Origin of the sequence: Streptomyces natalensis ATCC 27448, from assembly GCF_000935125.1 — a bacterium.
Taxonomy (GTDB): Bacteria; Actinomycetota; Actinomycetes; order Streptomycetales; family Streptomycetaceae; genus Streptomyces; species Streptomyces natalensis.
This window is the reverse complement of sequence record NZ_JRKI01000062.1, coordinates 240,993-265,426: the sequence shown is the minus strand read 5'-3', so window position 1 is coordinate 265,426 and position 24,434 is coordinate 240,993. Positions and strand designations below refer to the sequence as shown.

Annotated in this window: 26 protein-coding genes; 7 read left to right on the top strand and 19 right to left on the bottom strand. The window is 72.0% G+C overall.

Translation table 11 applies throughout. The annotated features are described in order from the left end of the window. Positions 1–21: 21 nt before the first annotated feature. The 3 genes from pstA to pstS form a co-directional block, all read right to left on the bottom strand. On the bottom strand, positions 22–1,101 hold the full coding sequence (gene pstA / locus SNA_RS36395) for a phosphate ABC transporter permease PstA (protein ID WP_030069764.1): 1,080 nt from the start codon (positions 1,099–1,101) through the stop codon (positions 22–24). Further along, on the bottom strand, positions 1,098–2,096 hold the full coding sequence (pstC, locus tag SNA_RS36390; protein WP_030069766.1) for a phosphate ABC transporter permease subunit PstC: 999 nt from the start codon (positions 2,094–2,096) through the stop codon (positions 1,098–1,100). Before pstC ends, pstA begins: the two co-directional genes overlap by 4 nt. A 108-nt stretch (positions 2,097–2,204) precedes the next feature. Further along, a complete protein-coding gene (gene pstS / locus SNA_RS36385; RefSeq protein ID WP_030069768.1) occupies positions 2,205–3,332 on the bottom strand; it encodes a phosphate ABC transporter substrate-binding protein PstS in 1,128 nt (375 codons plus the stop codon). Between the two features lie 468 nt (positions 3,333–3,800). Between pstS and SNA_RS36380 the strand changes: the two genes are divergently transcribed. Together SNA_RS36380 and SNA_RS36375 are read left to right on the top strand one after the other, a co-directional pair. Continuing rightward, positions 3,801–4,970 carry a C40 family peptidase gene (locus SNA_RS36380; protein ID WP_241779984.1) on the top strand — a complete coding sequence of 390 codons (1,170 nt, stop codon included), beginning with the start codon at positions 3,801–3,803 and terminating at the stop codon, positions 4,968–4,970. Positions 4,971–5,329: 359 nt separating this feature from the next. After that, positions 5,330–6,682, top strand: coding sequence for a PP2C family protein-serine/threonine phosphatase (locus SNA_RS36375; RefSeq protein ID WP_030069772.1), 1,353 nt, complete (start codon positions 5,330–5,332; stop codon positions 6,680–6,682). A 110-nt stretch (positions 6,683–6,792) separates the two neighbouring features. On the opposite strand, the gene SNA_RS36370 is transcribed toward SNA_RS36375, so the two are convergent. The 5 genes from SNA_RS36370 to SNA_RS36350 all read right to left on the bottom strand — a co-directional run bounded on the left by SNA_RS36370 (position 6,793) and on the right by SNA_RS36350 (position 10,614). Further along, positions 6,793–7,137: a DUF2516 family protein gene (locus SNA_RS36370; protein ID WP_030069774.1), complete on the bottom strand. Its 345-nt coding sequence runs from the start codon at positions 7,135–7,137 to the stop codon at positions 6,793–6,795. Between the two features lie 131 nt (positions 7,138–7,268). After that, positions 7,269–7,904 carry a hypothetical protein gene (locus tag SNA_RS36365; protein WP_030069776.1) on the bottom strand — a complete coding sequence of 212 codons (636 nt, stop codon included), beginning with the start codon at positions 7,902–7,904 and terminating at the stop codon, positions 7,269–7,271. A 33-nt stretch (positions 7,905–7,937) separates the two neighbouring features. Continuing rightward, entirely contained in the window at positions 7,938–8,381 is a 444-nt protein-coding gene (locus SNA_RS36360; RefSeq protein ID WP_030069778.1) for a helix-turn-helix domain-containing protein, read from the bottom strand. Between the two features lie 101 nt (positions 8,382–8,482). After that, the gene (locus SNA_RS36355) at positions 8,483–9,928 is read right to left on the bottom strand and encodes an MFS transporter (protein ID WP_044368610.1); all 1,446 of its coding nucleotides are present in this window, start codon (positions 9,926–9,928) and stop codon (positions 8,483–8,485) included. Further along, positions 9,925–10,614 (bottom strand): TetR/AcrR family transcriptional regulator, encoded by a 690-nt coding sequence (locus tag SNA_RS36350; RefSeq protein WP_078970449.1) that lies wholly within the window; start codon positions 10,612–10,614, stop codon positions 9,925–9,927. The genes SNA_RS36355 and SNA_RS36350 overlap by 4 nt, the downstream gene beginning before the upstream one ends. A 102-nt stretch (positions 10,615–10,716) precedes the next feature. On the opposite strand from SNA_RS36350, the gene SNA_RS36345 reads away from it, so the two are divergent. Next, a complete protein-coding gene (locus SNA_RS36345; RefSeq protein WP_030069786.1) occupies positions 10,717–11,268 on the top strand; it encodes a DoxX family protein in 552 nt (183 codons plus the stop codon). On the opposite strand, the gene SNA_RS36340 is transcribed toward SNA_RS36345, so the two are convergent. Next, complete coding sequence (locus tag SNA_RS36340; RefSeq protein ID WP_030069787.1) at positions 11,265–12,188, bottom strand: putative protein N(5)-glutamine methyltransferase; 924 nt, start codon at positions 12,186–12,188, stop codon at positions 11,265–11,267. The genes SNA_RS36345 and SNA_RS36340 overlap by 4 nt on opposite strands. A 324-nt stretch (positions 12,189–12,512) precedes the next feature. On the opposite strand from SNA_RS36340, the gene SNA_RS36335 reads away from it, so the two are divergent. The 3 genes from SNA_RS36335 to SNA_RS36325 all read left to right on the top strand — a co-directional run bounded on the left by SNA_RS36335 (position 12,513) and on the right by SNA_RS36325 (position 14,558). After that, positions 12,513–13,499: an aldo/keto reductase gene (locus tag SNA_RS36335; protein WP_030069789.1), complete on the top strand. Its 987-nt coding sequence runs from the start codon at positions 12,513–12,515 to the stop codon at positions 13,497–13,499. 96 nt (positions 13,500–13,595) lie between these two features. Then, positions 13,596–14,009, top strand: a complete 414-nt coding sequence (locus SNA_RS36330; protein ID WP_030069791.1) for a VOC family protein — start codon at positions 13,596–13,598, stop codon at positions 14,007–14,009. Between the two features lie 90 nt (positions 14,010–14,099). Further along, entirely contained in the window at positions 14,100–14,558 is a 459-nt protein-coding gene (locus SNA_RS36325) for a carboxymuconolactone decarboxylase family protein (protein ID WP_030069794.1), read from the top strand. 180 nt (positions 14,559–14,738) lie between these two features. On the opposite strand, the gene SNA_RS36320 is transcribed toward SNA_RS36325, so the two are convergent. From SNA_RS36320 to SNA_RS36300, 5 genes are all read right to left on the bottom strand, one after another. Then, positions 14,739–15,323, bottom strand: coding sequence for an NADPH-dependent FMN reductase (locus SNA_RS36320; RefSeq protein ID WP_044368609.1), 585 nt, complete (start codon positions 15,321–15,323; stop codon positions 14,739–14,741). 154 nt (positions 15,324–15,477) lie between these two features. Continuing rightward, positions 15,478–15,909: an ankyrin repeat domain-containing protein gene (locus tag SNA_RS36315; protein WP_030069800.1), complete on the bottom strand. Its 432-nt coding sequence runs from the start codon at positions 15,907–15,909 to the stop codon at positions 15,478–15,480. Between the two features lie 166 nt (positions 15,910–16,075). Beyond that, positions 16,076–17,317 (bottom strand): GNAT family N-acetyltransferase, encoded by a 1,242-nt coding sequence (locus tag SNA_RS36310; RefSeq protein WP_044368608.1) that lies wholly within the window; start codon positions 17,315–17,317, stop codon positions 16,076–16,078. Between the two features lie 111 nt (positions 17,318–17,428). Continuing rightward, positions 17,429–18,445, bottom strand: a complete 1,017-nt coding sequence (locus SNA_RS36305; protein ID WP_044368607.1) for an asparaginase — start codon at positions 18,443–18,445, stop codon at positions 17,429–17,431. A gap of 53 nt (positions 18,446–18,498) precedes the next feature. Continuing rightward, positions 18,499–19,044, bottom strand: a complete 546-nt coding sequence (locus SNA_RS36300) for an RsiG family protein (protein ID WP_030069807.1) — start codon at positions 19,042–19,044, stop codon at positions 18,499–18,501. Between the two features lie 391 nt (positions 19,045–19,435). Here SNA_RS36300 and dtd point away from each other — a divergent pair, with 391 nt between their 5' ends. Next, the gene (gene dtd / locus SNA_RS36295; protein ID WP_030069809.1) at positions 19,436–19,861 is read left to right on the top strand and encodes a D-aminoacyl-tRNA deacylase; all 426 of its coding nucleotides are present in this window, start codon (positions 19,436–19,438) and stop codon (positions 19,859–19,861) included. 97 nt (positions 19,862–19,958) lie between these two features. Here the strand turns inward: dtd and ygfZ are convergent, their stop codons facing one another. The 5 genes from ygfZ to SNA_RS36270 are packed head-to-tail and all read right to left on the bottom strand — an operon-like array spanning position 19,959 to position 24,379. Continuing rightward, positions 19,959–20,924 carry a CAF17-like 4Fe-4S cluster assembly/insertion protein YgfZ gene (gene ygfZ / locus SNA_RS36290; protein ID WP_044368605.1) on the bottom strand — a complete coding sequence of 322 codons (966 nt, stop codon included), beginning with the start codon at positions 20,922–20,924 and terminating at the stop codon, positions 19,959–19,961. A 21-nt stretch (positions 20,925–20,945) separates the two neighbouring features. Beyond that, on the bottom strand, positions 20,946–21,443 hold the full coding sequence (locus SNA_RS36285) for a Fur family transcriptional regulator (protein WP_044368604.1): 498 nt from the start codon (positions 21,441–21,443) through the stop codon (positions 20,946–20,948). Positions 21,444–21,484: 41 nt separating this feature from the next. Next, positions 21,485–22,525 carry an ABC transporter substrate-binding protein gene (locus tag SNA_RS36280; RefSeq protein ID WP_241779983.1) on the bottom strand — a complete coding sequence of 347 codons (1,041 nt, stop codon included), beginning with the start codon at positions 22,523–22,525 and terminating at the stop codon, positions 21,485–21,487. A gap of 16 nt (positions 22,526–22,541) precedes the next feature. After that, positions 22,542–23,336: an ABC transporter ATP-binding protein gene (locus SNA_RS36275; RefSeq protein ID WP_030069816.1), complete on the bottom strand. Its 795-nt coding sequence runs from the start codon at positions 23,334–23,336 to the stop codon at positions 22,542–22,544. Further along, positions 23,336–24,379 (bottom strand): FecCD family ABC transporter permease, encoded by a 1,044-nt coding sequence (locus SNA_RS36270; RefSeq protein WP_030069819.1) that lies wholly within the window; start codon positions 24,377–24,379, stop codon positions 23,336–23,338. Before SNA_RS36270 ends, SNA_RS36275 begins: the two co-directional genes overlap by 1 nt. Between the last annotated feature and the right edge of the window lie 55 nt (positions 24,380–24,434).

Sequence of the window (24,434 nt, the reverse complement as noted above, 5' to 3'; positions counted from 1 at the left end):
CTTCTTTCGTTCGCCGCGTGGTCAGCGGTGGGTCTTGGGAGCCTTCCAGCGGGCGATGCCGCGGGCCACCAGGTTGAGGATCATGACGAAGGCGATCAGGACGAGCGCCGCGCCCCAGGCGCGGTCGTACGCCGCGTCCGTGCCGATCTGCCACTGCTGGAACACATACAGCGGCAGCGACTGCTGGGCACCGTCGAAGGGGTTGTTGTTGATCGTCTTCGCGCCCCACACCAGGAGCAGCACCGGGGCGGTCTCACCGGTGATACGGGCGATGGCCAGCATCACACCGGTCGTGATCCCGCCGAGGGAGGTGGGCAGGACGACCTTGAGGATGGTGCGCCACTTCGGGACACCCAGGGCGAGGGACGCCTCGCGCAGCTCGTTGGGCACGAGCTTGAGCATCTCCTCGGTGGAGCGGACGACGACCGGCATCATCAGGATCGCCAGGGCCATCGCGCCGGCGAAGCCGGACGGGCCGAAGCCGAGGATCAGGATCCACACGGAGAGGATGAACAGGCCGGCCACGATGGACGGGATGCCCGTCATCACGTCGACGAAGAAGGTGACGGTCTTGGCGAACCGGCCGCGGCCGTATTCGACGAGGTAGATCGCGGTGAGCAGCCCGATCGGGGCGGCGATCAGGGTCGCCAGGCCCACCTGCTCCAGGGTGCCGATGATCGCGTGGTAGATCCCGCCGCCGGGCAGCGCGTCGGGGAGCGTGCCCATCGAGTGGGACAGGAAGTAGACGTTGAGGACCTTGATGCCGCGGGCGACGGTCTCCCACAGCAGGGAGGCCAGCGGGATCACGGCGAGCAGGAAGGACGTCCAGACCATGCTGGTGGCCAGCCGGTCCTTGGCCTGCCGGCCGCCCTCGACGGCCGCGGACAGGACGTAGGTCCCCAGCACGAAGAGCGCGGCGGCGATCAGGCCCCACTGGATCGTGCTGTCCAGTCCGGCGCCCAGGCCGATACCGCAGCCCGCACCGGCCGCGACCAGCGCGATCACCGGCGGGGCCCAGCGGGGCAGCCGGGCCTGCTTGAGGGAGACGGGGAGCGGCGCACCGCCACTGGCGACCGTGGGACGGTCCGTTACGGCGGTCATGCGGCGGCTCCCGAGTACTCCTTGCGGCGGGCGATGATCAGGCGGGCCCCGCCGTTGACGAGCAGCGTGATCACGAAGAGGACGAGACCGGAGGCGATCAGGGCGTCCTGGCCGAACTGATCGGCCTCGCTGAACTTGCTGGCGATGTTCTGGGCGAAGGTGCCGCCGCCCGGGTCCAGCAGGCTCTTGCTGATCAGGAAGCTGGGGGAGAGGACCGTGGCGACGGCCATGGTCTCGCCGAGCGCGCGGCCCAGGCCCAGCATGGAGGCGCTGATCACGCCGGAGCGGCCGAAGGGGAGCACCGACATCCGGATGACTTCCCAGCGGGTGGCGCCGAGGGCGAGGGCGGCCTCCTCGTGCATCTTGGGGGCCTGGAGGAAGACCTCGCGGCTGACGCTGGTCACGATCGGCAGGATCATGATCGCGAGCAGGATGCCGACGGTGAACAGCGAGCGGGCCGCGCCGCCGCCGTAGCTGAAGATGCCGGTCCAGCCGAGGTAGTCGTCCAGCCAGCCGTACAGGCCGGAAAGATGCGGGACGAGGAAGAGCGCGCCCCACAGGCCGTAGACGATGCTGGGCACCGCGGCGAGCAGGTCGATGACGTAGCCGAGCGGGGAGGCCAGCTTGCGCGGGGCGTAGTGCGAGATGAACAGCGCGATGCCGACCGCGACCGGGACCGCGATGACCATCGCGACCACGGAGCTGACGACCGTGCCGAACGCCAGCACCGCGATGCCGAACTTCGGCTCGGTGCCGGTGGCGTTCCAGTCGAAGGTGGTGAAGAAGTCGGCCTTGTCGCCGGTGATGGCGAGCACGGACCGGTAGGTGAGGAAGGCGGCGATGGCCGCCATGATCACCAGGAGGGCGATGCCGGAGCCACGGGAGAACCCGAGGAAGATCCGGTCACCGGGGCGGACTGCCTTGCCCGATATGGCGGCGCCGGCCGGGGAGGCCGGGGGCGGAGGCGTTTCGGATATCGAAGAGGGTGAATTCATGGTTTCTCCGGTCTGCGGAGCCGGGCGGACGGTGAGTCCAGGGCTCCTGGCGGCGGTGCACCGGACGGGCGGCGGTCGCACCGTGGGGTGCGGCCGCCGCCCGGAGGGTCAGGAGAGCGTGGCGACGGTCTTGCGGACCTTGTCGGCGATCTCGGTGGGCAGCGGGGCGTAGCCGAGCGCCTTCAGGGCGGCCTGGCCGTCCTTGCTGGAGGTGTAGGTGAGGAAGGACTTGGTGGCCGGCAGGGTGTCGGCCTTGTTGCCCTTGTCGCAGGCGATCTCGTACGTCACCAGGGTGATCGGGTAGGCGCCCTCGGCCTTGGTGGTGTAGTTGAGCTTCAGCGCCAGGTCGTTGCCCTGGCCGGCCGGCTTGGCCTCGGAGATCGCCTTGGAGGCGTTGTCGACGGTGGCCTCGACCGGGGCCTTGGCGCCGGTGTCCAGCTTGACCGTGGGGATCTTGCCGGAGGTGGCGTAGGACAGCTCGAAGTACGAGATCGCGCCGCTGGTCTGCTTGACCTGCGAGGAGACGCCGGCGGAGCCGGAGGCCGCCTGGCCGCCGCTGCCCTCCCACTTCTTGCCGGGCTCGTGCTTCCAGTCACCGGGGGCGGCGCCCTTGAGGTACTTGGTGAAGTTGTCCGTGGTGCCCGAGTCGTCGGAGCGGTGGAACGCCTGGATCTTGAGGTTCGGGAGCTTGGCGCCCGGGTTGAGCTTCTTGATCGCGGCGTCGTTCCAGTTGGTGATCTTCGAGTCGAAGATCTTCGCCAGGGTCGGGGCGTCCAGGACGAGGTTGTCCGCGCCGGGGACGTTGTAGCCGACCGCGATCGGGCCGCCGACCATGGGCAGGTCGATGGCCTGGCCGCCCTTGCAGAGCTTCTTCGACTTGGCGATCTCCTCCGGCTTGAGCGCCGAGTCGGAGCCCGCGAAGGCGGTCTGGCCCTGGAGGAAGGTGGTCACACCAGCGCCGGAGCCGGTCGGCTGGTAGTTGATCTCGGTGCCCTTGCACGCCCCGGCGTAGTTCTGCACCCAGACGTCCATGGCGTTCTTCTGCGCGGAGGAGCCGGAGGCGAGCAGCTTGCCCTTGCCCTCACACTTGATGTTCGCGGGCTTGGCCGCCGAACCGCCGGCGCCGCCGGAACCGCTGGTGTCATCGGAGCCGCACGCGGTCAGGGCCAGGGCACCGGAGACGGCGAGAGCGCCAACGGCGAGGGCGCGAACCCGGTTCTTGCGCTGAAGCTTCACTGTCGAGAGTTCCTTCCTGGTGCGCGCCGCTTCACCGGCGTGCTGGGGAGCGTTTTCGGGGGTGTGATGACCAGCGCTACATCCAGCGTCGGCCGACCGTGTCGCGCTTGCCACAGGAGCATGAGGCGCACTCGGTACGGCCGAAATTAGGCAGATCAGGTGAAGCGGCCGACTGGGCGGAGTGAACGCAAGGTGAACCTCGGCCATCGGCTGGGGGTGTGCCGCGCGCCCTGCGGGGCGTGGCCGAAAACGTACGGCTAGAGGGGTGCGGGCGATCCGGGGGCGGTCGACGTGCGGCAGGGCGGACGGCGGGTCCCCGTCCCGTCGCGCGGTGTCCGGATGCGTGCCCCGGCGGCTCCATTGTGCGGTGCTCACCGGCTCGTCGGCCTGTTGAATTACCGGCAGGTATGGCAGCATCCGCGCGGGAGATGACCACGCGAATCGGTGCGGAACGACCGGAGGTGGCTGGTGGGGAGCCAGGGGGCACGGCAGGGCGTTCGGGACGGCGGGGGCCGGGGCGTCGCACGGGGCGGCCGGGTCGTGGTGGGTACGGCCGTGGTCCTGTGCGCGATGGGGCTGCTGGGGGGCACGGCCACGGCGGCCGCCGCGGATCCCCGGCCCGGTGAACGGCGCGATACGGCGCCCAAGGCGCCGGACAACGGATCCGCCGAGGCGTCGCTCAAGCACCTCCAGGACGTACGCAAGAAGATCGACGACCTCTACCGCAAGGCGGAGCGCGCCACCGACGCCTACAACGGGGCCAAGGAACAGGTCGAGCTCCAGCAGAAGGAGATCGTGGGGCTCGCCCGGAAGATCGAGAGCACCCGCCAGAAGCTGGTCGCCCTCAAGCGCCAGGCGGGCGCGCTGGCCAGCGCCCAGTACCGCGCCAGCGGCATTCCCGCCGAGGCCCGGCTGATGCTCGGCAGCGACTCCGGCGCCTTCCTCGACGACGCCACCCTGTTCCGTAAGGCGCAGCAGGCCGCCAAGGGCGTGATCACCCAACTGTCCCGGACCAAGGCCGAGTTGGACGACTATGCGCAGGCCGCCACGGACCGCTGGGAGCGGTTGGAGGCGGACCGCAAGAAGAAGGAAAGCGCGCGCCGGGACATCAAGAAACAGATCGACGCGGCGAAGAAAATCGAATCCCGGCTGGCCGCCAAGGAAAAGGAGCGGCTACTGAAGCTGGAGGACCAGCAGGCGTTCCTGGCGCAGCAGAAATGGCTCGACTCGGGCGTACTGAAGGAGATCCACAACAAAGCGTCCAGTTATGGGGAAAAGGCCATTGCCTTCGCCACCGCGCAGATCGGCAAGGACTATGTATGGGGCGCCGAAGGGCCCGACACCTTTGACTGCTCGGGCCTGACGCTGCGCGCCTGGCAGGCCGGCGGGACGACGATTCCGCGGACCTCGCAGGAGCAGTGGCGCCGGCTGCACCGGGTCCCGCTCAAGGACATGCGTCCGGGCGACCTGATCATTTACTTCTCGGACGCCAGCCACGTGGGGATGTACCTCGGCGACGGCGCCGTCGTGCACGCCCCGCGTCCGGGCCGCCAGGTGACCATCACCGGCGCCGGCTCGATGCCGATCCTGGGGGTCGTACGGCCGGATGCCGAACGGGACGGGGACGAGGGCCAGTAGCGGGGCGGTCGCGCGCCCCCGAAATCCCGAAATCGTGATCTGAGCCACTGGTAAATGACCGGATTGATCGGTATCGGGCGGTTGGCCGCCCGTAACTGTGACCGGACAGTATTCGGTCAGGCGGGGTGATGTTCGTCATTCCGCATTCCTCCCGAGGCGCGTCAAACCGCAGCTGAGCCGCCGCATATGACAATGGCCGATTGCCATCGGCCATTCCACATCGCTTGGTTCTGGCGCTATGGTCGCCTCTCAGCGCTCGACAGCACCTCGCTCGCCCGACCGACGAGCGGCGTGAAACCGGGCACGGCGCGCCACTCGGCGTGCCATTGCACCCTCGGGGGGAGGGAAGGACCGAAGGAATGCCCGTACCCGTACCGCACCAGCGGACGGCCGTGCTGCCGCAGCAGGCAGGACCGGTGGATGACGCAAGCGCCGAGGCGCCGGCGGCCGTCGGACCGGTGGCGGGCGATGGCTCCCTCCACCCCATGGACGCCCCGATGACGGCGAACGGTTCCAGCCACGGCGCTGCGCCCCAGGGACTGACCCTCCTCCTCATAGGCGAGGACCCCAACAGTCCCGTCCCCGAGATGTGGGACTGGGCGGGCCGCCGGGTCCGCCTGCGCACCGCCCGTAACCTCACCGAGGCCGAGCGGCTGCTCACCACCGATGTGGACTGCATCCTGCTCGACCTGGCCCCGCCCGAGCACACCGACCGCGACGCGACCGACGCCGACCGCCCCGGTGACGAGCTCGGTGTGCTGCGTGAGGTGCTGCGGATGGCCCGTACGCAGGCCGTGCTGGTGCTCACCGCCGAAGCCGATGCCGAGCGGGCCGCCGATGCCGTACGCGTCGGCGCCCAGGACTATCTCTTCCGCGACGAGCTGGACGGCGCCGTGCTCAGCCGTGCCGTGCGCTACGCCGTCGAACGCAAACGGGCCGACCTCGCCCAGCGCCAGCTGACCGAATCGCGGATGCTCGCCCAGGAGAACGCCCGCCTGGAGCGCGGCCTGCTGCCCACCCCGCTGCTCGACGGCTCCGATCTGCGCTTCGCCGCCTGCTACCGCCCCGGTCGCAGCCGCGCGCTGCTCGGCGGCGACTTCTACGACACCGTCCGCACCCCGGACGGCACCGTCCACGCCATGATCGGCGACGTCTGCGGCCACGGCCCGGACGAGGCCGCCCTCGGCGTCGAACTGCGCATCGCCTGGCGGGCCCTGACCTTCGCGGGCCTGTGCGGCGACGAACTTCTCTCCACGCTCCAGAAGGTGCTGGAGCACGAACGTTCCGACGACGAGATCTTCGCGACCCTGTGCACCGTCGACATCTCCCCCGACGGCCGCCGCGCGGGCCTGTGCCTGGCCGGCCACCCCGCGCCGCTGCTGGCCCGCGCGGGACGCCCGCCGCGCCTGCTGCCGTATGAATCCGGCGGCCCGGCGCTCGGCCTGCTGCCGCACGCCCGCTGGCCGCGCCGCCAGGTCGATCTGGGCGGCTCCTGGAGCCTGATGATGTACACCGACGGCCTGATCGAGGGCCGGACCGGCGAGGGCAACCGCCGCCTGGGCCAGGACGGGATGACCGATCTCGTCAGCCGGCAGATGGCGGCCGGTCTGACCGGCGAGGAACTCCTGGATGCGTCGGTGCGGGAAGTGCGCGATCTCAACGGCGGCGAGCTGACCGACGATGTCGCGGTCCTGCTGCTGGACCGGCGGTAGGGCCGGGGCCGTTGCTACGGGCCGGGGCCTGACGTCTCACGGGGCCCGGGGCTTGCACCCGTGGGCTCGGCCGGGCGCTTACGCCCGCCCGCTCACCTACGCCCGCCCGCTCACCGTCCGCCGTTGTACGGCCCGTACGGACCGTCCGAGCTGGAACCGCCGCGGCGCGGGCCCCGGCCACCACCGGCGGCCTGGCGGAGCGCCGGGCGGACGTCCACGGTGTAGACGATCACGGCGATCAGCCCGAGGATCGGCAGGAACGCGGTGAACGGCATCAGGAACAGCAGCGCCGTGGCCAGCCCGAGGAAGATCAGCCACATGCCCTTGTTCTGCTTGTCGGCCGCCCGATAGGCGTCCTCGCGCCGCACCGCGGCATCGACCAGCATGACGGCGGCGTACACGCCCAGGGCCTTGCCGACCCAGTACAGAAGGCCCATGAAGCCGAATACCAGCACGCTGCCACCACCCGTTCGCTTTCTCGGTCTCGGTCTTGTGCGGCCTGTGCGGCCTCACCGTACCCAACCAACGGGCCGGGCACCCCAAGTGTGCCCGGCCCGGCTCCGCTCCCGCTGCTAGGTGAGCGATGTCACTTCGCGGCGGGCGGTGTGGTCTTCTTCGCCACCGGCTTGCGCGCCGCCGGGGCGGTCTTCTTCGACCCGGCCGCCTTGCCGTCCGCGGCCTTGGCCCCGTTGGCCGTCCCGGTCTCCTGCTTGCTCGCGTCGTGGTTGACGGTCGAGTGGTTCACGGTCGACTGCGACTGCGGCTCGGACTTCGCGGCCGGCTCCGGCTCGATCGCCACCGCCAGCTCCTCGAAGTGGTCGGCGGTCTGCCCGCGCCAGGTCTGCACCGCGCCGCGGCCCCGCTCGGCCAGCTCGTCATACCGCTCGCGCATCCACACAGCGGTTTCGGCGGCCCGGCCCACGCCCTGGAGCGCGGCCTCCTGCGCCTGGTCGCGCAGCCGCTTGAGGTCGCCGTCCAGCGAACCCACCAGCTCGGTCACCTTCTCCTGGACCTCCTTCGCGCCCTTGGCGAATCGGTCCTGCACTTCCTTGGGGTCGGTGGCCCGCACCGACTCGAAGCGCTTGGGAGCCTCGACGCGGATCTTCTCGACGAGGGTCGGCACCTCGCCGAGCTTCTCGGCGGCCAGGTCGACGGCACCCGCCGCGGCGTACAGCGGCGTCGCATCGGTGAGGGTCTTGCGGAGGTCATCGGTGATGGGCATGACGTTCTTCCTCCTGGAAACGAATTCGGTTGCTCAGGTGCCGTGCGGGCCGCCGTCGGCCTCTGACTCCGGGGAGTCCGTACCGCGCCCGTTCTCCTGCCCGTTCGCAGTGCGGTCCGCGCCGCTCCCGAGCCCGTTCTCCTTACGGAAGGACTCATAGATCTGCAGCAGGACCTGCTTCTGCTTCTCGTTCAACGACGGATCGGTGCGTATTGCGCTCTGCACCTCGACTCCATCGAGCCCCTGTCGCTCATCGAGGATCCCGGCCTGGACATACAGCGTCTCGGCAGAAATCCGCAGAGCCTTCGCCAGCTGCTGCAGAATCTCCGCACTCGGCTTGCGCAAGCCGCGCTCAATCTGGCTGAGATACGGGTTGGACACCCCCGCCGCATCCGCGAGCTGCCGCAGACTCAGCTGCGCCGTGCGCCGCTGCTCCCGCAGGAACTCGCCGAGATTGCCGACGTTGAGTGATGCCATGCGTACATGGTGCACGCCAGTGCTAACTATTGCAAGCAAGCGCTAGCAAAAGAGTGCGGGGCGAGTCAGGTCGGAGACCCGGCCGCTGTGGCGGTCTTCGGTCAGCGCCGCCGATCTGGTGAAGGGGAGTTGGGGTGAGCGGGCAACTGTGTGGTGAGCAGGGCGGCGAGTGCGGGCAGGGCCGCCAGGGTGAGGAGGGTGGTGCCCATCGTGACGGCGGTGGTGTGGGCGGTGAGGGTGAGCAGCATGGTCGCCGTGGCGACGCCCAGTGCCGGGCCGGTGTTCATCGCGGTCTGCTGGAGGCCGCCGGCCACCCCCGCGTCGGCCGCCGGGGCATGACGCACGATGACGGCCGTCGCGGTGACCATCACGGTGCCGAACCCCGCGCCCAGCAGCAGAAATCCGCCGCCGAGCATCGGCGTCGTCCAGGACCGGCCCGGGAGGGAGAGGGCGGCGAGGGCGAGGAGGAGGATGCCGAGGGCCAGCAGGGTCATGGCCGCGGCGGTCGTGCGCCGAGGGCCGTGGCGGCGCTGGAGGACGGCCGAGGCGGGCGCGCTCAGGACCATCATCGCGGCCAGCGGGAGGACGCGCAGACCGCTCTGGAAGGGGTCCAGTCCGAGGACGTCCTGCAAGAAGTACGTGCCGACGAAGAGCGCGCCGAACATCGCCGCGGAGGCGGCGAGGAGGAGGGCGAGCGCCGAGGCGACGGCCGCCGACCCCAGGACGCCCGGCGGCACCATGGGGGCGGCGGCCCGCCGTTCATGCCGTACGAACAGGGCGCCGGCGGCCGCCGCCACGGCGAGTCCGAGGCCGGTCGCGGCCGTCCAGCCGGATTCCGGTATGCCCACGAGGGTGTGCACCAGGGACACCAGGGCGACCGTGAGCAGGGCCGCGCCGGGGAGGTCGAGCGGGGGCCGGGCGGCGGGCGCGCTCGTGGGCGGGGCGGGCATCCGGACGAGGAGCGCCAGGACGCCGATGACGGTCGCGGGGACGACGTTGAGGAAGAAGACGGCCCGCCAGCCCAGGTGGGCGGTGAGCGCGCCGCCGATCAGCGGGCCGGCCGCGGCCGACAGGCCGATGGCGCTGGTCCGCAGCGCGAGGGGCATGCCGAGCGCGTCGGGCGGGTACGTGGCGCGCAGCATCCCCAGGGTGGCCGGCTGGAGCAGCGCGCCGAAGACGCCCTGGGCGATCCGCAGGGCGATCACCCAGCCGATCCCGGACGCCAGGCCGATGCCGGCCGAGGCGGCGCCGAAGCCCAGGATGCCGACGGAGAAGACCCGTTGGTGGCCGTAACGGTCCCCGAGCCGGCCGGCGAAGACGAGCAGACCGGCCACGGCGAGGAGATAGCCGGTGCTGGTCCACTGCACCTGGGCGAAGGAGGCGTGCAGATCATGCTGGAGGGAGGGCTGGGCGACGGTCAGTACGGTGCCGTCGAGGGCGACGATGACGGCGCCGGTGATGCTGCCGGTGAGGACGAGACGGCGGCGGCGCCGGTGCGGGGGCGGCAGGGGTTGCGGGGTCCGGGTGGGGTGCGTGAGGGCGGTCATCGGGCCGTCGCCTCCGGGCCGAGGTGGGCGTCGAGCGCGGCGCGGAGCAGCGGTTCGACCTCGTCGGTGCCCGTTGCGAGGGGGAGGCTGCCCCAGCCCCAGAGCTGGGCGATGCCGTGCAGATTGCTCCACAGCGCGCCCGCGATGACGGCCGGCTCCGCACCCCGCTCCTCGTCCGGCTGCGGCCGCGCTCGGGCGATGAGCCCGACGAGTACGCCGAAGAGCGGCAGGCTGGTTTCGCGCAGACCCAACTCGTTGCTCTCCAGCAGATCGTGACGGAACATCAGCTCGTACATGCCGCGGTGGGCGAGGGCGAAGTCCAGGTAGACGCGGGCGAGCGCACGGAGCTGCGCGCGGGCGGCGGCGCGGTCGGTGGCCTGGTCGGTGGCCTGGTGACCCCCACTGTCGCCCAGTACCTCGGCGGTCCTGGCGGCCAGGTCGGCGAAACCGCGGCGGGCGATGGCGGAGAGCAGGGCCAGATGCGTCGGGAAGTAGCGGCGCGGCGCCCCGTGCGAGACCCCGGCCCGGCGGGCGATCTCCCGTAGGGACAGCGCCTGGATGCCTTCCCGGGTGACGAGGTCGACCCCGACGTCCACCAGCCGGGCGCGCAGGCCCGCGTCCTGGGCGTCGGCGGAGCCGGAGGGGCCGGAGGGAGCAGGGGGAGTGGGGGGATGCGAGGTGGGCATAGACACTGTCTACCAGGAGAGGTAGACAGTGTCTACACCGGCTCCCGTACCGCCGTGCCGGCGTGAGAGGCTGAAGGGTAAGAACGACGAAAGAGGCTCACGATGAAACGCATCGGTGAGCGACTGCGTGCCTCCCCCACACCCGAGACGGCCGCTCAAGCACGGCCGTCGGTGTCCGCCGGTGACTGCGGCCTGCTCCTCATCCGCCTCGCCGTCGGCCTGATCATGGCGGGCCACGGCGCACAGAAACTCTTCGGGATATTCGGCGGCCCCGGCCTGGCCGCCACCGGCCGGGGATTTGCCGCGCTGGGTTACCACCCCGGCAGGGTGTACGCCGTCACCGGCGGCCTTTCCGAATTCCTCGGCGGCCTCGGTCTGGCGGCGGGGCTGTTCACACCGCTGGCGGCCGCGGCGCTGATCGGCGTCATGATCAACGCCATGGTGACCGTCACGTCCCTGCACGGACTGTGGGACTTCAACGGCGGCATGGAATACAGCATCTGCATCACGGCCGTCGCCCTCGCCGTCGCCGCGATCGGCCCCGGCCGGCTCTCCCTCGACCTTCCGTTCCGCTGGGGGAAGGGCGGCTGGCGCGAGGCGGCCTTCGCGCTGGGTCTCGGGGGCGCGGGCGCCGCGCTCGTACTGGCCCTCTAGCGTCCCGCCACCGGGCGCCCGCACGATGCGCCGTCGCCGGGACGGGTTCCTATGATCACCGTGGCGCAGAGCTCCTCGGAGACGGCGACCCGGGGCAGCAGGCCGCCGCGGGTCATGGCCTCGACGGCCCGTTCGGCCTGGCGTTCGCCGGTCTCGACGAGCAGATGGCCGCCGGGCGCCAGCCACCGGGACGCCTCTGCGGTCACCCGGCGCAGCACGTCCAGCCCGTCCGCGCCGCCGTCGAGCGCCACCAGCGGTTCGTGCTCGCGGGCCTCGGCGGGGAGCAGGCCGACCTCCTCGGACGGTACGTACGGGACGTTGGCGACCAGGATGTCGATACGGCCCCGGAGCGCGGCGGGCAGCGGGGCGAAGAGGTCCCCCTCGTACACCGTGCCGCCGACCGCGGCGACATTGCGCCGCGCGCAGCGCACCGCCGCGGGCTCGATGTCCGCCGCGTACAGCTCGACCCGCTCCAGCGCCGTACCGAGCGCCGCACCCACCGCACCGGATCCGCAGCACAGATCGACGACGACCGTGGAGCCGGGGGCGGGGCGGGCGGCGCGGCGGCCGAGGGCGACGGCCTGGCCGACGAGGAATTCCGTACGGCGGCGGGGCACGAAGACCCCGGGGTCGACGGCCACCCGCAGACCGGCGAACTCCGCCCAGCCGAGGACCTGTTCCAGGGGCAGACCGCTGACCCGCCGGTCCACCATGGCGGCCAGTGCGGCGGGCGTGCGGGCCGTGGTGAGGAGCAACTCGGCCTCGTCCTCGGCGAAGACGCAGCCGGCGGCGCGGAGCCTGGTGATGACGTCGGGGCGGGAGAGGCGCGGCGGGAAGCCGGCGCAGGAGCCGACGGGGTAGGGGCGGCACGAGGGGGACGGGCGGTGGGACGCCTGCGGGGTGGAGCGGTGGGTCGGCATACGAATCCGTGAGCCTTTCGGGGCGCCGAGCGGCGCTCCCGGGTCACCTGTGTCGCACGGTCACCTGTGTCCGGCGTATCCGGCCGACCGTACGGCGTGAGACGGGAGCACCTGCCTGATCTGGCGGGGAATCGGTCTCACCTCCTCGGACGGTCCACTGCGGGGACGGCAAGGGTACCCGATGCGGGCCTACGCCCCGAGGGTGCCGACCTCGACCGCGGGGAAAGGCAGTTGACTTGGAGTGTGCTCCAACTCCTAGCGTTTCTCACGGATCACGGGGGGAGCCCGGGATCGTTCCACGGTACGGCGCCAGGAGGCAGCAGCATGACGAACATTCCCACCCGTCACCTCGGTGAGCTGTCGGTTTCCGCGCAGGGGCTCGGCTGCATGGGGATGAGCCACGGTTACGGGGAGTCCGACGACGCGCAGTCGATCGCCACCATCAGCCGGGCGCTCGACCTGGGTGTGACCCTGCTGGACACCTCCGATTTCTACGGTGCGGGGCACAACGAGGAGCTGATCGGTCGGGCCATCGCCGGGCGGCGGGACGAGGCGGTGCTGGCGACCAAGTTCGGCTTCGCCAACCGTCTCGGCGAGCCCACCGCGATCCGTGGCGATGCCGCGTACGTCCGGGAGGCATGTGACGCCTCGCTGCGCCGTCTCGGCGTCGACCACATCGACCTCTACTACCAGCACCGTGTCGACCCCGACGTGCCGATCGAGGAGACCGTCGGCGCGATGGCCGAACTCGTCGCGGCCGGCAAGGTGCGCCACCTCGGGCTGTCCGAGGCGGGCGCCGAGACCATCCGGCGGGCGCATGCGGTGCACCCGATCGCCGCGCTCCAGAGCGAGTGGTCGCTGTGGACCCGCGATCTGGAGCAGGAGATCGCGCCGGTGTGCCGGGAGCTCGGCATCGGCCTGGTGCCCTTCTCGCCGCTCGGGCGCGGCTTCCTGACGGGGCGATACACCTCGGTGGAGGGCCTGCCGGAGTCGGATGTGCGCCGGACCCAGCCGCGGTTCGCCGACGGCAACCTGGAGCAGAACCTGGCCATCGTGGACAAGCTCAACGAACTGGCCGCCGAGAAGGGCGTCAGCGCCGGACAGCTCGCGCTGGCCTGGGTGCAGCACCGCGGCGACGATGTGGTGCCGATCCCGGGCACCCGCCGCCAGAAGTACCTGGAGGAGAACCTCGGCGCGCTCGCCGTGGACCTGACCTCCGAGGACCTCGCGGCGATCGACGCCGCCGCCCCGGCCGGGCAGGTCGCCGGTACCCGCTACGACGAGGTGAACCTGACGTTCGTGGGCCGCTGAGCCGACGGCCGTGGGGCGGGGCCGCGCCGTCGCCCGGTAGGCGCCGTCCGCCGGGCGCCGGTGCGCGCCCGGCATCCGGTATCTACACTTTTGCCCATGGACTGGAAGCTCGAACTCGTACCGGTCCCGGTGACCGACGTCGACCGGGCGAAGCGCTTCTACAGCGAGCAGATGGGGTTTGTGGTCGACCACGACACCCGCGTCGGCGAGGACGTCCGTATCGTGCAGCTGACGCCGCCGGGGTCGGGCTGTTCCATCGTCATCGCCGCGGGTGAGGGGGTCGCCGAGCCGGAGCCCGGTTCCGTGCAGGGGCTTCAGCTGGTGGTCCCCGATATCGCGGCGGCCCGCGCCCAGTTGGTGGCGCGCGGGGTGGCGGCCGGGCCGGTCCAGCACGTGGAGAACGGGGCGCTGGCCGACGGGCCGGGCGAGCCGTGGAACTCCTTCGTCTACTTCAGCGATCCGGACGGCAACGGCTGGGCCCTCCAGGAGCGGCCGGCCGACGGGGCGTGAGCGGTCACATTCTCCCCGCGGGGTTCGTCAGACCGGTGGAGGCGCCGCACCGGCGGCGCCGGATGGCCACGAACCCTGAGGTGAACAGCGATGACGGCACGTATTCAGAACCCGGCCACGGTCCTCCCCAACGCCTTGCAGCCGCTCCTGGGCGCGGTCAAGGCGGCGAAGGAGGGGGGTGTGCCGGAGGCGACGCTGGAGCTGGTGCATCTGCGCGCGAGCCAGATCAACGGGTGCAGCTTCTGCCTGGATCTGGGCGCCCGTAACGCCAAGAAGGCGGGCGAGACCGATGAGCGGCTGCATGCGGTGGCCGCCTGGCGGGAGGCGCCGTACTTCACCGACGCCGAGCGCGCCGCCCTGGCACTGGCCGAGGCGGCCACCCGGCTGGCCGACCGCCCCGACCCGGTTCCGGACGCGATCTGGGATGCCGCGGCCGAGCACTACGACGAGCGGCAACTGGCCTCCCTGGTCCTGTGGATCGGGATGACCAACCTCTTCAACCGCCTCAACGTGACGACCCGGCAGCCCGCGGGGGAGCAGACCTGGTAGCGATGTGCCGGTGGCGCTAGGGCGCTTCTGACGGATCTCCGTGGAGGAAGGAGCGGCGCCTGGTGCGTGCGATCGCAAGGCGCCGGGATGTCTTCATAGCGGAGCTATGGGGACATTTCGGCAACGCCGCGAGCGTGCGTGCCAGGCGCCGCGACGCCGCGGAGATCCATCAGAAGCGCCCTAGGCCCCGTACGGGCGAGTCAGTCGCGCCTCGCGCAGGGCCAGCGCCCACCAGGTCAGCTGCCGGAGCAGGGCGTCGGCGGCCTTGGCGGCCGGGGCGGGATCGCGCAGTTCGCCCCGGTCGTCGAAGGGGTTGCCGGGGAGCGCGAAGCTGACCGTCTCGCGGACCGTGGTGGCATGCAACTCGGCGAATACCAGGCGGAGTTGCTCGACCGCCCGCAGGCCGCCGGAGATCCCGCCGTACGAGACGAAGCCCACCGGCTTGGCCTGCCACTGGGAGTGCAGCAGATCGATCGCGTGCTTGAGCGGGGCCGGGAAGGAATGGTTGTACTCCGGGGTGATCACGACGAAGGCGTCCGCCTGGTCGACCCGCTTGGCGAAGGACTCGTACGCCTCGGTGCCGGGGCGCAGCGTGTAGGGGCGGATCGCGTCCAGGTCGATGACGTCGACGTCGAGATGGGGGTGGGTCTCGGCGTGCCGGGTGAACCAGTTCGCGATGACGGGCGCGAACCGGCCCTCCCGGGTGCTGCCGACGATCACGGCGAGGGTGTGGCGCTGCTCGGAGGGGGAGCGGTGCTCGGACATGCGGGGATCCTTCGGGTCCGGGGCGCGCACGGCTGACCGTGCGCGGCGGCGGTGTGGCCGTCGACCCAGACGCTAAAACCTCAAGCAATCTTGAGGTCAAGCCGCTCCCCGGCCGCCCCGCAGTTCCGTCCGCCCGCCCCGAACGGCAGCGCCGTCACTCCTCGCCGAACAGCTTCAGCAGCTCGGTCTTCTCGAACATCCGCGCCGTGTCGATCGCCGACGGCATCCCCGCCGCCGGATCCGCACCGTGCGCGACCAGGACCTTGATGACCTCGTCCGCGCCCTTGAAGACCGCGCCGGCCAGCGGCGTCTGCCCCCGGTCGTTGGCCCGGTCGGCGTCGCCACCGCGCTGGAGCAGGGCCTCCACGGTGTCCGCATGGCCGTGGTAGGCGGCGAGCATCACCAGGGAGTCGCCCTTGTCATTGGTCAGGTTGGCGGGTACGCCCGCGTCCACGTAGGCGGCGACGGTGTCGGTGTCACCGTGCCGCGCCAGGTCGAACACCTTGGCCGCGAGCTGGAGCACCTCGGGGTCGTGCGCGTGCTCGATCGCCTCGGGCCCCCGCGGCTCGGAATTCGCGTCGCTCATGGTCGCCGGCCTCCTGCTGTGATGGGTGGTGCCCCGGTGCGCGAGGTGCGCTGGCGCACCGGTGCACATGGTCTGTCGTCGCCACCTTATGCAGGCCGGTGGGCGCGCGGCAGCGGTCGCGGCCGCCGGGCCGAGGACGCGGCAGGCAACGCTCGCAACCGCCAGGTCAGAACATGTCCGGGCACCACGGTCGGCGCGCCGTGTGCAGCAGCGTGTCGGCGGTGGTGAGCGCGCCCGGCCGCTCCTCGCCGATCCGGCCCAGTGCGGCCAGCCGGGTGGCGGTCGCATCGCCCAGATAGAGCGCGCCCAACTCGCCCACGTCCAGGGTCAGTCCGGCGGACCGGGTGGTCGGCGTGCAGCTGGCGCCCTCCGGGCCGGCCTCCAGGAGGAAGCGGCCGCCGGCCAGTCCGGCACGGTCCTCGACCTGGAGGACGAGGCTGCCGGCCACCGGGTAGGTACGGGCCTCCAGGAGACGGGGGACGTCCAGCGGGCGCAGCCACAGATAGTCGGCGATCTCCTGGATGGCGGCCGCCCGCGGATCACCCAGGAAGTGCGGCAGCAGATCGTCGGGGGCCCGGCGGCCGGTGTCGACCCGCTGCACCCAGTCGATGGAGCACAGGAACTGCCACAGGGCCCGTTCGGCGGCGGGCGAGGTGCCGATCAGCCGCTGGACCTGCGCCGTGGCGTCCGGCCGCCCGGCCGTCCAGGTCGAGTCGTACGTGTAGCTGGCCAGGCCCTCGATCTCGCCCGACGGGGAACGGTAGACGGCGTGGTGCAGGTCCAGCTTCGGGTCGTGGGACAGGCGTATCGCGCCGGTGTTCCGCAGCCACCACCGCTCGCCCCGGGAGACCGCCCCCGGCTTCCGGGCGCGGAAGCGGTCGTGGAGGGCGGGGCCGAACCCGCGGACCTCCTCCCCGGTGGCGAAGTCGATCCGGCCGCCGCCCTCCGGGACGGCGTGCCGCGGGTCGAGCCCGGTGCGGGCGGTGTCGATGAGCCAGCCGGCGGTGTGGGTCGCCGGGCCGAAGCCGTAGCGCCCGTAGATCGGGTACTCCGCGGCGATCAAGGTGGAGACGGCGTCGCCGCGGTCCTTGGCGGCCCGCAGGTCGTTCGCCATCATCCGGGTCAGTAGCCCGCGGCGGCGGTGGGTGGGGGAGACCGTCACGGTCGAGACGGCGTCCGCGGTCACCCGCGCGCCGCCCACCACCGTCAGCTCCTGCGTGAAGCTGCGCAGGGTGGCGACGCACCGGCCGCCGTCGAACGCGCCCAAGGTCCGCTCGGGGTCGTAATTCCCCCTGCGGAATGCGACGTCCTCCTCGGTGACCGTCGGTCCCATGAGGAAGCCTGCCAGCACGGCCACGGACCAGTCGTGGAGGTCGTCGTCACCGATCGTCCGTATCTCTGAGCTCATAACGGCACGCTAGTCACACAGGCCCGGAACGTCGTGTGGATTTTGCGAGCCGCTGAGCGGGCGGCCCCGGCATTCCCGCGGACGCGGACGCCGGGGCCGCCCGCCCCGCCGTCAGAACGCCGCGCGGATCTCGCCCACGCGGGCCCCGCCGCCCAGCAGCGGCACGTCCTCGATCCGCTCCAGAACGGGGTCCTCGACGCCCATCCGGCGCAGGACGCGCGCCAGGATCGGGCCCAGGGTGCGGTTCGCCCCGTCGTCGATCTTGAACGCGAGGGCCCGGCCGTCGGGCAGGGCCAGGGCCTGCACGGCCTCGGCGCCCATCTTGGACAGCGTGCCGGGCAGCGCCTGCATCAGCCAGGTGTCCGGGCGGCGGGTGCCGGCGACGTACTCGGGGTGCGCCCGCATGGCGTCGGCGACCCGGCGCTCGGGGGTGCCGGGCGCGGCCAGGACGAAATGGCGGAAGGCGCGGGCCAGCCCCGTCAGCGACAGCGACATCAGGGGCGCGCCGCAGCCGTCCGTGCCGATGTGCACGACGTCCTCGCCGCTCGCCTCCCGCACGCCCGCCAGCACCAGCTGCTGGAGCGGATGGTCCCGGTCCAGGTACGAGTCGAGCGGCCAGCCGTTGGCGGCGCTGGCGGCCAGCATGGCGGTGTGCTTGCCGGAGCAGTTCATGGCGAGCGGGTCGCGGACGTTGCCCGCGGCCAGGTACGACTCCGCCTCCGCCGGGTCCAGCGGCAGGTCGGGCGGCGTCTGGAGCTGCTCGGGGGTCAGGCCGTGCTCGGTGAGCATGGTGCGCACGAGGTCGAGGTGGAAGGGCTCGCCGGAGTGGCTGGCCGCGCTCAGCGCCAGCCGTTCGTCCGCGAGGTCCAGACCGGCCCGCAGTACGGCCGCAGCCTGCATGGGCTTGTTCGTCGAGCGGGGGAAGACCGGGGCGGCGATATCGCCCAGCGACCACTCCACGCTCCCGTCGGCGCCCAGCACGACCAGGGACCCGCGGTGGCGGCCCTCGACGAAACCGGAGCGGACGACCTCGGCGAGGACGGGGGAGACGGGGGACTCCGGCGACTGCGAAGGTGCCGCTTCGGAAATCTCGTCCATCTCGTCGGATATCGGACGGGTCGAGGTCATCGGGCGGCCTTCCGGAGGGCTGAGGAGAACCCGCGCCCCAGGCTTGTGGCCGGTCAGGACAGCAGGTCGTCGACTTGTGCTTCACCTTCACGGTACCTGCGGGCAATCTCCCCGCTGCAATCGTCGGCCGTCCGCTGGAGTGACTGGCGGCGCCGGGAGATCTGCTGCTCGTAGCGGATCAGCCGCGCCATCGCGGTGTGCAGCTCCTCGTCCGTCCGCGCCCCCAGGTCGGACAGCTCGACCTCGCCGAGCATCTCCTCGGCCAGCCGGCGGTACTCCTCGCTGTGCGGGGTGCCCAGCGTCACATGCCGGGCCGAGGAGCGATGGCGCGACGGAACGTCCGTGAGGATCTCCGGGAGGCGGTCCAGCAGCGGGGAATGCGGGGTGGTCCGATGCGCCATCTCGGCCCGCAGGATGTCGATCCGCCCCTGGAGCAGCCGCCGCAGATAGCTCAGATCGGCCTCCTCCTGCTGCGAGTCGCGCCGCACCACCCGCAGCTCGGGCAGGCTCAGCCGGGGCAGATCGGGCGGGGCGACGGGGCTGAAGCGGTCGCGCTGCTGCGGCGGGCGGGAGTGCTGCGTCTGGCCTGCCTGGGGCATGGAGCCATCCTCGGTGCGGGCGGGCGCGGGCTCCAGGTGAGCCGTTGCCGTGGTCGTCAGGGCGGTGGGGGGCGGGGTCGGGACGGGCCCTTTGGGGGCCGCCGGTCCCAGGGCGCCCGCCGGGGACACGGGCGCGGCCGGTGCCGCCCGGCCGGCCGGAGTCGTACGGGCGGCTGGTACGGGACCGGGTGTCTGCCCGGAGTCGGCAGTGGTCATGGGTCGTTCCGTCCCCTCGTCCGGTGCGGCATCCAGGGCATGTTGTCCGTGAAAGGCACCACGTGCACGCATCGTGCCACTCTGGGCGGTCCGTGTGCAGCGCGAGGGCACCCGAACGGCCCTTGCGGGGGTACGGGCGTCCGAACGCCGCGACTCCCGGGGCATGATGGCGCGTATGCGAGCAGTGGTACAGAGGGTGGACGGGGCCCGGGTCGAGGTGGCGGGCGAGACGGTCGGCGAGATCGTCGGAGAAGGGCTGTGCGTGCTGGTGGGGGTCACGCACGAGGACACCCGCGAGAAGGCGGCCCAGCTCGCCCGCAAGCTGTGGTCCGTGCGGATCCTTCAGGGCGAGAAGTCATGTTCGGACAATGGCGCCCCGCTCCTGGTGATCAGCCAGTTCACCCTCTACGGTGACGCCCGCAAGGGTCGCCGCCCCACCTGGAACGCCGCCGCCCCCGGCCCCGTCGCCGAACCCCTCGTCGACGAGGTCGTCGACCAACTCCGCGCCCTGGGCGCCCATGTGGAGACCGGCCGCTTCGGCGCCGAGATGAAGGTGTCGCTGACGAACGACGGGCCGTTCACGGTGCTGGTGGAGGTCTAGCCGCCACGGCTGGCCGCCAGGGCCGACCGCGACGGCTGGCCGCCAGGGCCGACCGCCACGGCCGACCGTCAGGGCCGGGCCGCCGGCCAGGATCCGGCTACGGCTCGACCACGACCTCCTGGGCCGCCGCCGTGTTCCCGGCCAGCAGGGCCGCGTCCACCGGCACGTTGCGCTTGACCAGGGCCAGGGCGATGGGGCCGAGTTCGTGGTGGCGGGCGGAGGTGGTGACGAAGCCGAGCTGGCGGCCCTCCTCGCCGTCGGCGGCCAGCCGGACGGGCGTGCCGTGCGGGGGCAGGTGCACCTCGCTGCCGTCCAGGTGGAGGAAGACCAGGCGGCGCGGCGGCTTGCCCAGGTTGTGGACGCGGGCGACGGTCTCCTGGCCGCGGTAGCAGCCCTTCTGGAGGTGGACGGCGGTGCCGATCCAGCCCAGCTCGTGCGGGATGGTGCGGTGGTCGGTCTCCAGGCCCAGCCGCGGCCGGTGCGCCTCGACGCGCAGCGCCTCCAGGGCCAGGATGCCGACCGCCGGCCCGGTGACCGCCGCGAAGGACTCCAGGTCGGCGCGGGGCAGGAAGAGGTCGCGGCCCTGCGGGGTCTCCCGTACGACGGTGTCCGCGGGCACCTCGGCGATCGAACCGGCCGGCAGATGGACCACGGCGAGCTCGGCGGTGCGGTCGGCGACCTCGACCCGGTAGAAGAACTTCATGCTCTCCAGGTAGGCGAGCAGCGCCCCCTGGTTGCCGGGCTCGGTGTGGATCCAGGTGGTCTCGCCGTCGTCGACCAGATAGAGAGCATGCTCGATATGGCCGTGGGCGGACAGGATCAGGGCCTCGGTGGCCTGGCCGGGCGGCAGCTCGCTGACGTGCTGGGTGATCAGCAGATGCAGCCAGCTCAGCCGCTCGGGCCCGCTGACGGCGAGCACGCCGCGGTGCGAAAGATCCACGAAGCCGGAGCCGTCGGCGAGGGCGCGTTGCTCCCGGAAGAGATCGCCGTAATGCGCGGCGACGCCTTCGTCGGGGGCCTCGGCGGGAACGGCACCGGGCAGCGACAGCAGTGGGCTCTTCATGGCAGCCAGCCTACGGCGCGCTCAGGCGTCCTTCCGAGGGGCCTCACGAGTGGTCCCACCGGTGGTCCCACCGGTGGCCTCACCAGCGGCCTCGTGCGCCGCCTTCTCGGTGCAGGACGCACAACGCCCGAAGATCGCGAAGTGCTTCATATCCGTATCGAAGCCGAACTGGCTGCGCAGTTGGGACGTGAGCGGATCGGCGACCGACACATCCGCCTCGATGACCTCGGTGCAGTCGCGGCACACCAGATGGATGTGGTGATGCCGGTCGGCCAGGTGGTACGTCGGCGCGCCATGGCCCAGGTGGGCGTGGCTGACCAGGCCGAGCTCCTCCAGCAGCTCCAGGGTCCGGTAGACGGTGGAGATGTTCACGCTGCCCGCCGTCTTGCGCACCTCGGTGAGGAGGTCGTCGGGCGTGGCGTGCTCCAGCCTGTCCACGGCCTCCAGGACGAGCTGGCGCTGTGGGGTCAGGCGGTACCCGCGCCTGCGGAGGTCGCTCTGCCAGTCGGTGGTCACCACACAGCCAGTGTAGGAGGGCGGGGGCGCGGGGCGCCCGCGCGTCAGCCACCCGCCGCCACGGTGCGCAGATAGCGGGCCAGATGGGCGATGGCGGCCGGATTGCGGGGGCTTTCCACCAGATCCGCGTAGTCCATCACATAGATCCGGTGGTGTTTGATCGCGGAGACATTGCGCAGCGGACCGTAGGACATCAAGAACGCCTTCTTCTGGGCGGCGGAGGTGTCGCCGTAGTTGTTGATGACGATGACATCGGGATCGCGGGCCACGACCGTCTCCCAGCCGACCGTCGTCCAGGAGTCCTTGAGGTCCTTCATGACGTGATCGCCGCCGGCCTTGGTGATGATGTCGTGCGGTCCGGCGTAGGCGCCCGCGGTCAGCGGTTTGTCGCGGCCGTCGTCGTAGAGGAAGACGGAGGGGCGGCGGGCGGGGGCGGGCGCCTTGGCGGCGGCGTCGGCGACCTGCTTCTTGTACCTCGCCACCAGGGCGCGGGCCCGGTCCTGCACGCCGAAGAGCCGGCCGAGGTTCTCCAGGTCGGTGTAGAGCGCCTTCAGGGGCGGCATCACCCCGCGGGCGGCGGCGTCGCGGCCGTGGTGGCAGGACTCGGTCAGGACGTAGCCGGCGATGCCGAGCTTCTTCAGGGAGGCGGGGGTCAGGCCGTTGTCCTCGCCGAAGCCGTAGTTCCAGCCCGCGATGACCAGATCGGCCTTCGCGTCCAGGGCGATTTCCTTGGTGAGGGTCTTCTTGGACAGCCAGGGGACCTCGCGGTACGCGTCCTTCCAGGGGACGGCGTCGACGTCCCCCTTGTCGTCGGGCATGACATAGCCGGCCATCCGGTCCTCCAGCCCGAGCGCGAACATCAGCTCGGTGATACCGACGTCGTTGGTGACGACCCGTCGGGGCGGGCGCGCATACGTGGTCGGCACACCGCAGTTGACGACGGTGACGGGGGAACGGCCGGCGGTGTGCCGGGAGTCGGGGGCCACCTTCGCGCCGCAGCCGGGCAGCGCGAGGGCGGCGAGGGTGGCGAGCAGGGCGGCGGCGGGGCGTCGGCGCAGGGGCAGGTGGTGCCGGATCATGTTCATGGGGCGCAGGAGGTCCTTACTCGGGGTGGTGCAGACGGTCGAACAGCAGCTGTACGGCGCCCGTTTCGGGATGCCGTACGCGATGCGCCCGGACGCCGAAGACCTCGGCCAGCAGTCCGGGGGTGAGCACCTCGTGCGGCGGTCCCGAGGCGACGAGCCGGCCCTCGGCGATCACATGGAGGTCGTCGCAGTGCACGGCGGCCAGATTGAGGTCGTGCAGCGCCGTCAGCACCGTGAGTCCGCCGCCGGACCCGCTGCCCCCCTCCCGTACGAGCGCCAGCACCTCCAACTGCTGGGCGATGTCAAGGTGGTTGGTGGGTTCGTCGAGGACCAGCACTCGCGGCTCCTGGGCCAGCGCGCGGGCGATCAGCACCCGCTGTTTCTCGCCGCCGGACAGGCTCAGAAAGCCGCGCCCGGCCAGCCGCGCCGCGCCGACCCGGATCAGCGCGCGCTCGCACACCTCCCGGTCCGCGGCGCTCGCCCGGCCCGAACCGCGCTGATGCGGCAGCCGTCCCATCGCGACGACCTCGGCCACCGTGAAGTCGAACTCCGTGCGCGCCTCCTGGGGCAGGGCGGCCAGCAGCCGGGCGCACTCCCGGGCAGCCATGGCGTGCAGGTCGGCGCCGTCCAGCCGTACGGTCCCGGCCGACGGGCGCAGCGCGCGGTAGACGCAGCGCAGCAGGGTCGATTTGCCGCTGCCGTTGGGGCCGACCAGGCCGACGACGCGGCCGCTCGCGGCCCGGAGCGTGATGTCGTGCAGGACGCGGCGCCCGGCCACGTCCACGCACAGGCCCTCGATGTCGATCCGCATCAGGCGCCGCCCCCGAAGGTGTAGCCGCGCCGCCGCATCAGCAGGACGAAGCAGGGCACGCCGAGGACGGCGGTGAGCACCCCGACCGGCAGCTCCACCGGCGCCAGCAGCACCCGCGACAGCAGGTCCACCCACACCAGCAGCACCGCGCCCAGCAGCGGCGCGACGGCCAGCACCCGGCGGTGATCGGCCCCGGTCAGCATCCGCGTCACATGCGGCACCATCAGCCCCACGAACCCGATCGCGCCGCTGACCGCGACCACCGCCCCGGTGACCGCGGCGGCCACGACGAACAGCTCGCGGCGCAGCCGGCCGGCGTCCACCCCGAGCGCGGCGGCGGTCTCATCGCCCATGGCCAGCGCGTTCAGCCGGCCGGCCGACAGCAGCAGATGGGCCAGCGCGCCGGCCACCGCGGCCGCCGCGATCGGCACCGAGCCCCAGCCGGCCCCGCTCAGGCTGCCCAGCAGCCACATCATCGCCGAGCGGGCCGCCTCGCCCCGGTCCGCGGTGAAGACCATCAACGTGGTGACCGCGGAGAATCCGTAGTACATCGCGGTGCCGGTCAGCACGAGGCGCAGCGGGGTGAGCCCGTGCGCCGTACGGGCGGCGGCGTACACCAGGGCCATGGCGACCAGCGCGGAGACGAACGCCGACACCGACAGCGCCCAGATGCCCAGCGCGCCGAGCGCCCCGAAGAGCAGGACGGCATTGGCGCCGACGGCGGCCCCGGAGGAGATGCCGAGGACGAAGGGGTCGGCGAGCGCATTGCGGACCAGCGCCTGGACGGCGACGCCGATCGCGGAGAGGCCGGCGCCGACGACGGCGGCCAGCACGGCCCGCGGGAAGCGCAGCTCCCAGACGATGGTGTACGCGGAGACCTCGTCGGCCCCGATGGTGCCGCCGGTGAGCCCGGCGCCCAGATAGCGCAGCACCTGCGGCCAGCTCACCCCGGCGGCGCCGAGGCCGACGCCGCACAGGACGGAGCCGGCGAGGAGCGCGCAGAGGGCGGCCACCAGGGCGGTGGTACGGGAGGGGGGTGCCAAGGGACGTACGCCTTCGGCTCGGGCCGCGGGCGTACGACAGCGGTACGCAAAGGCG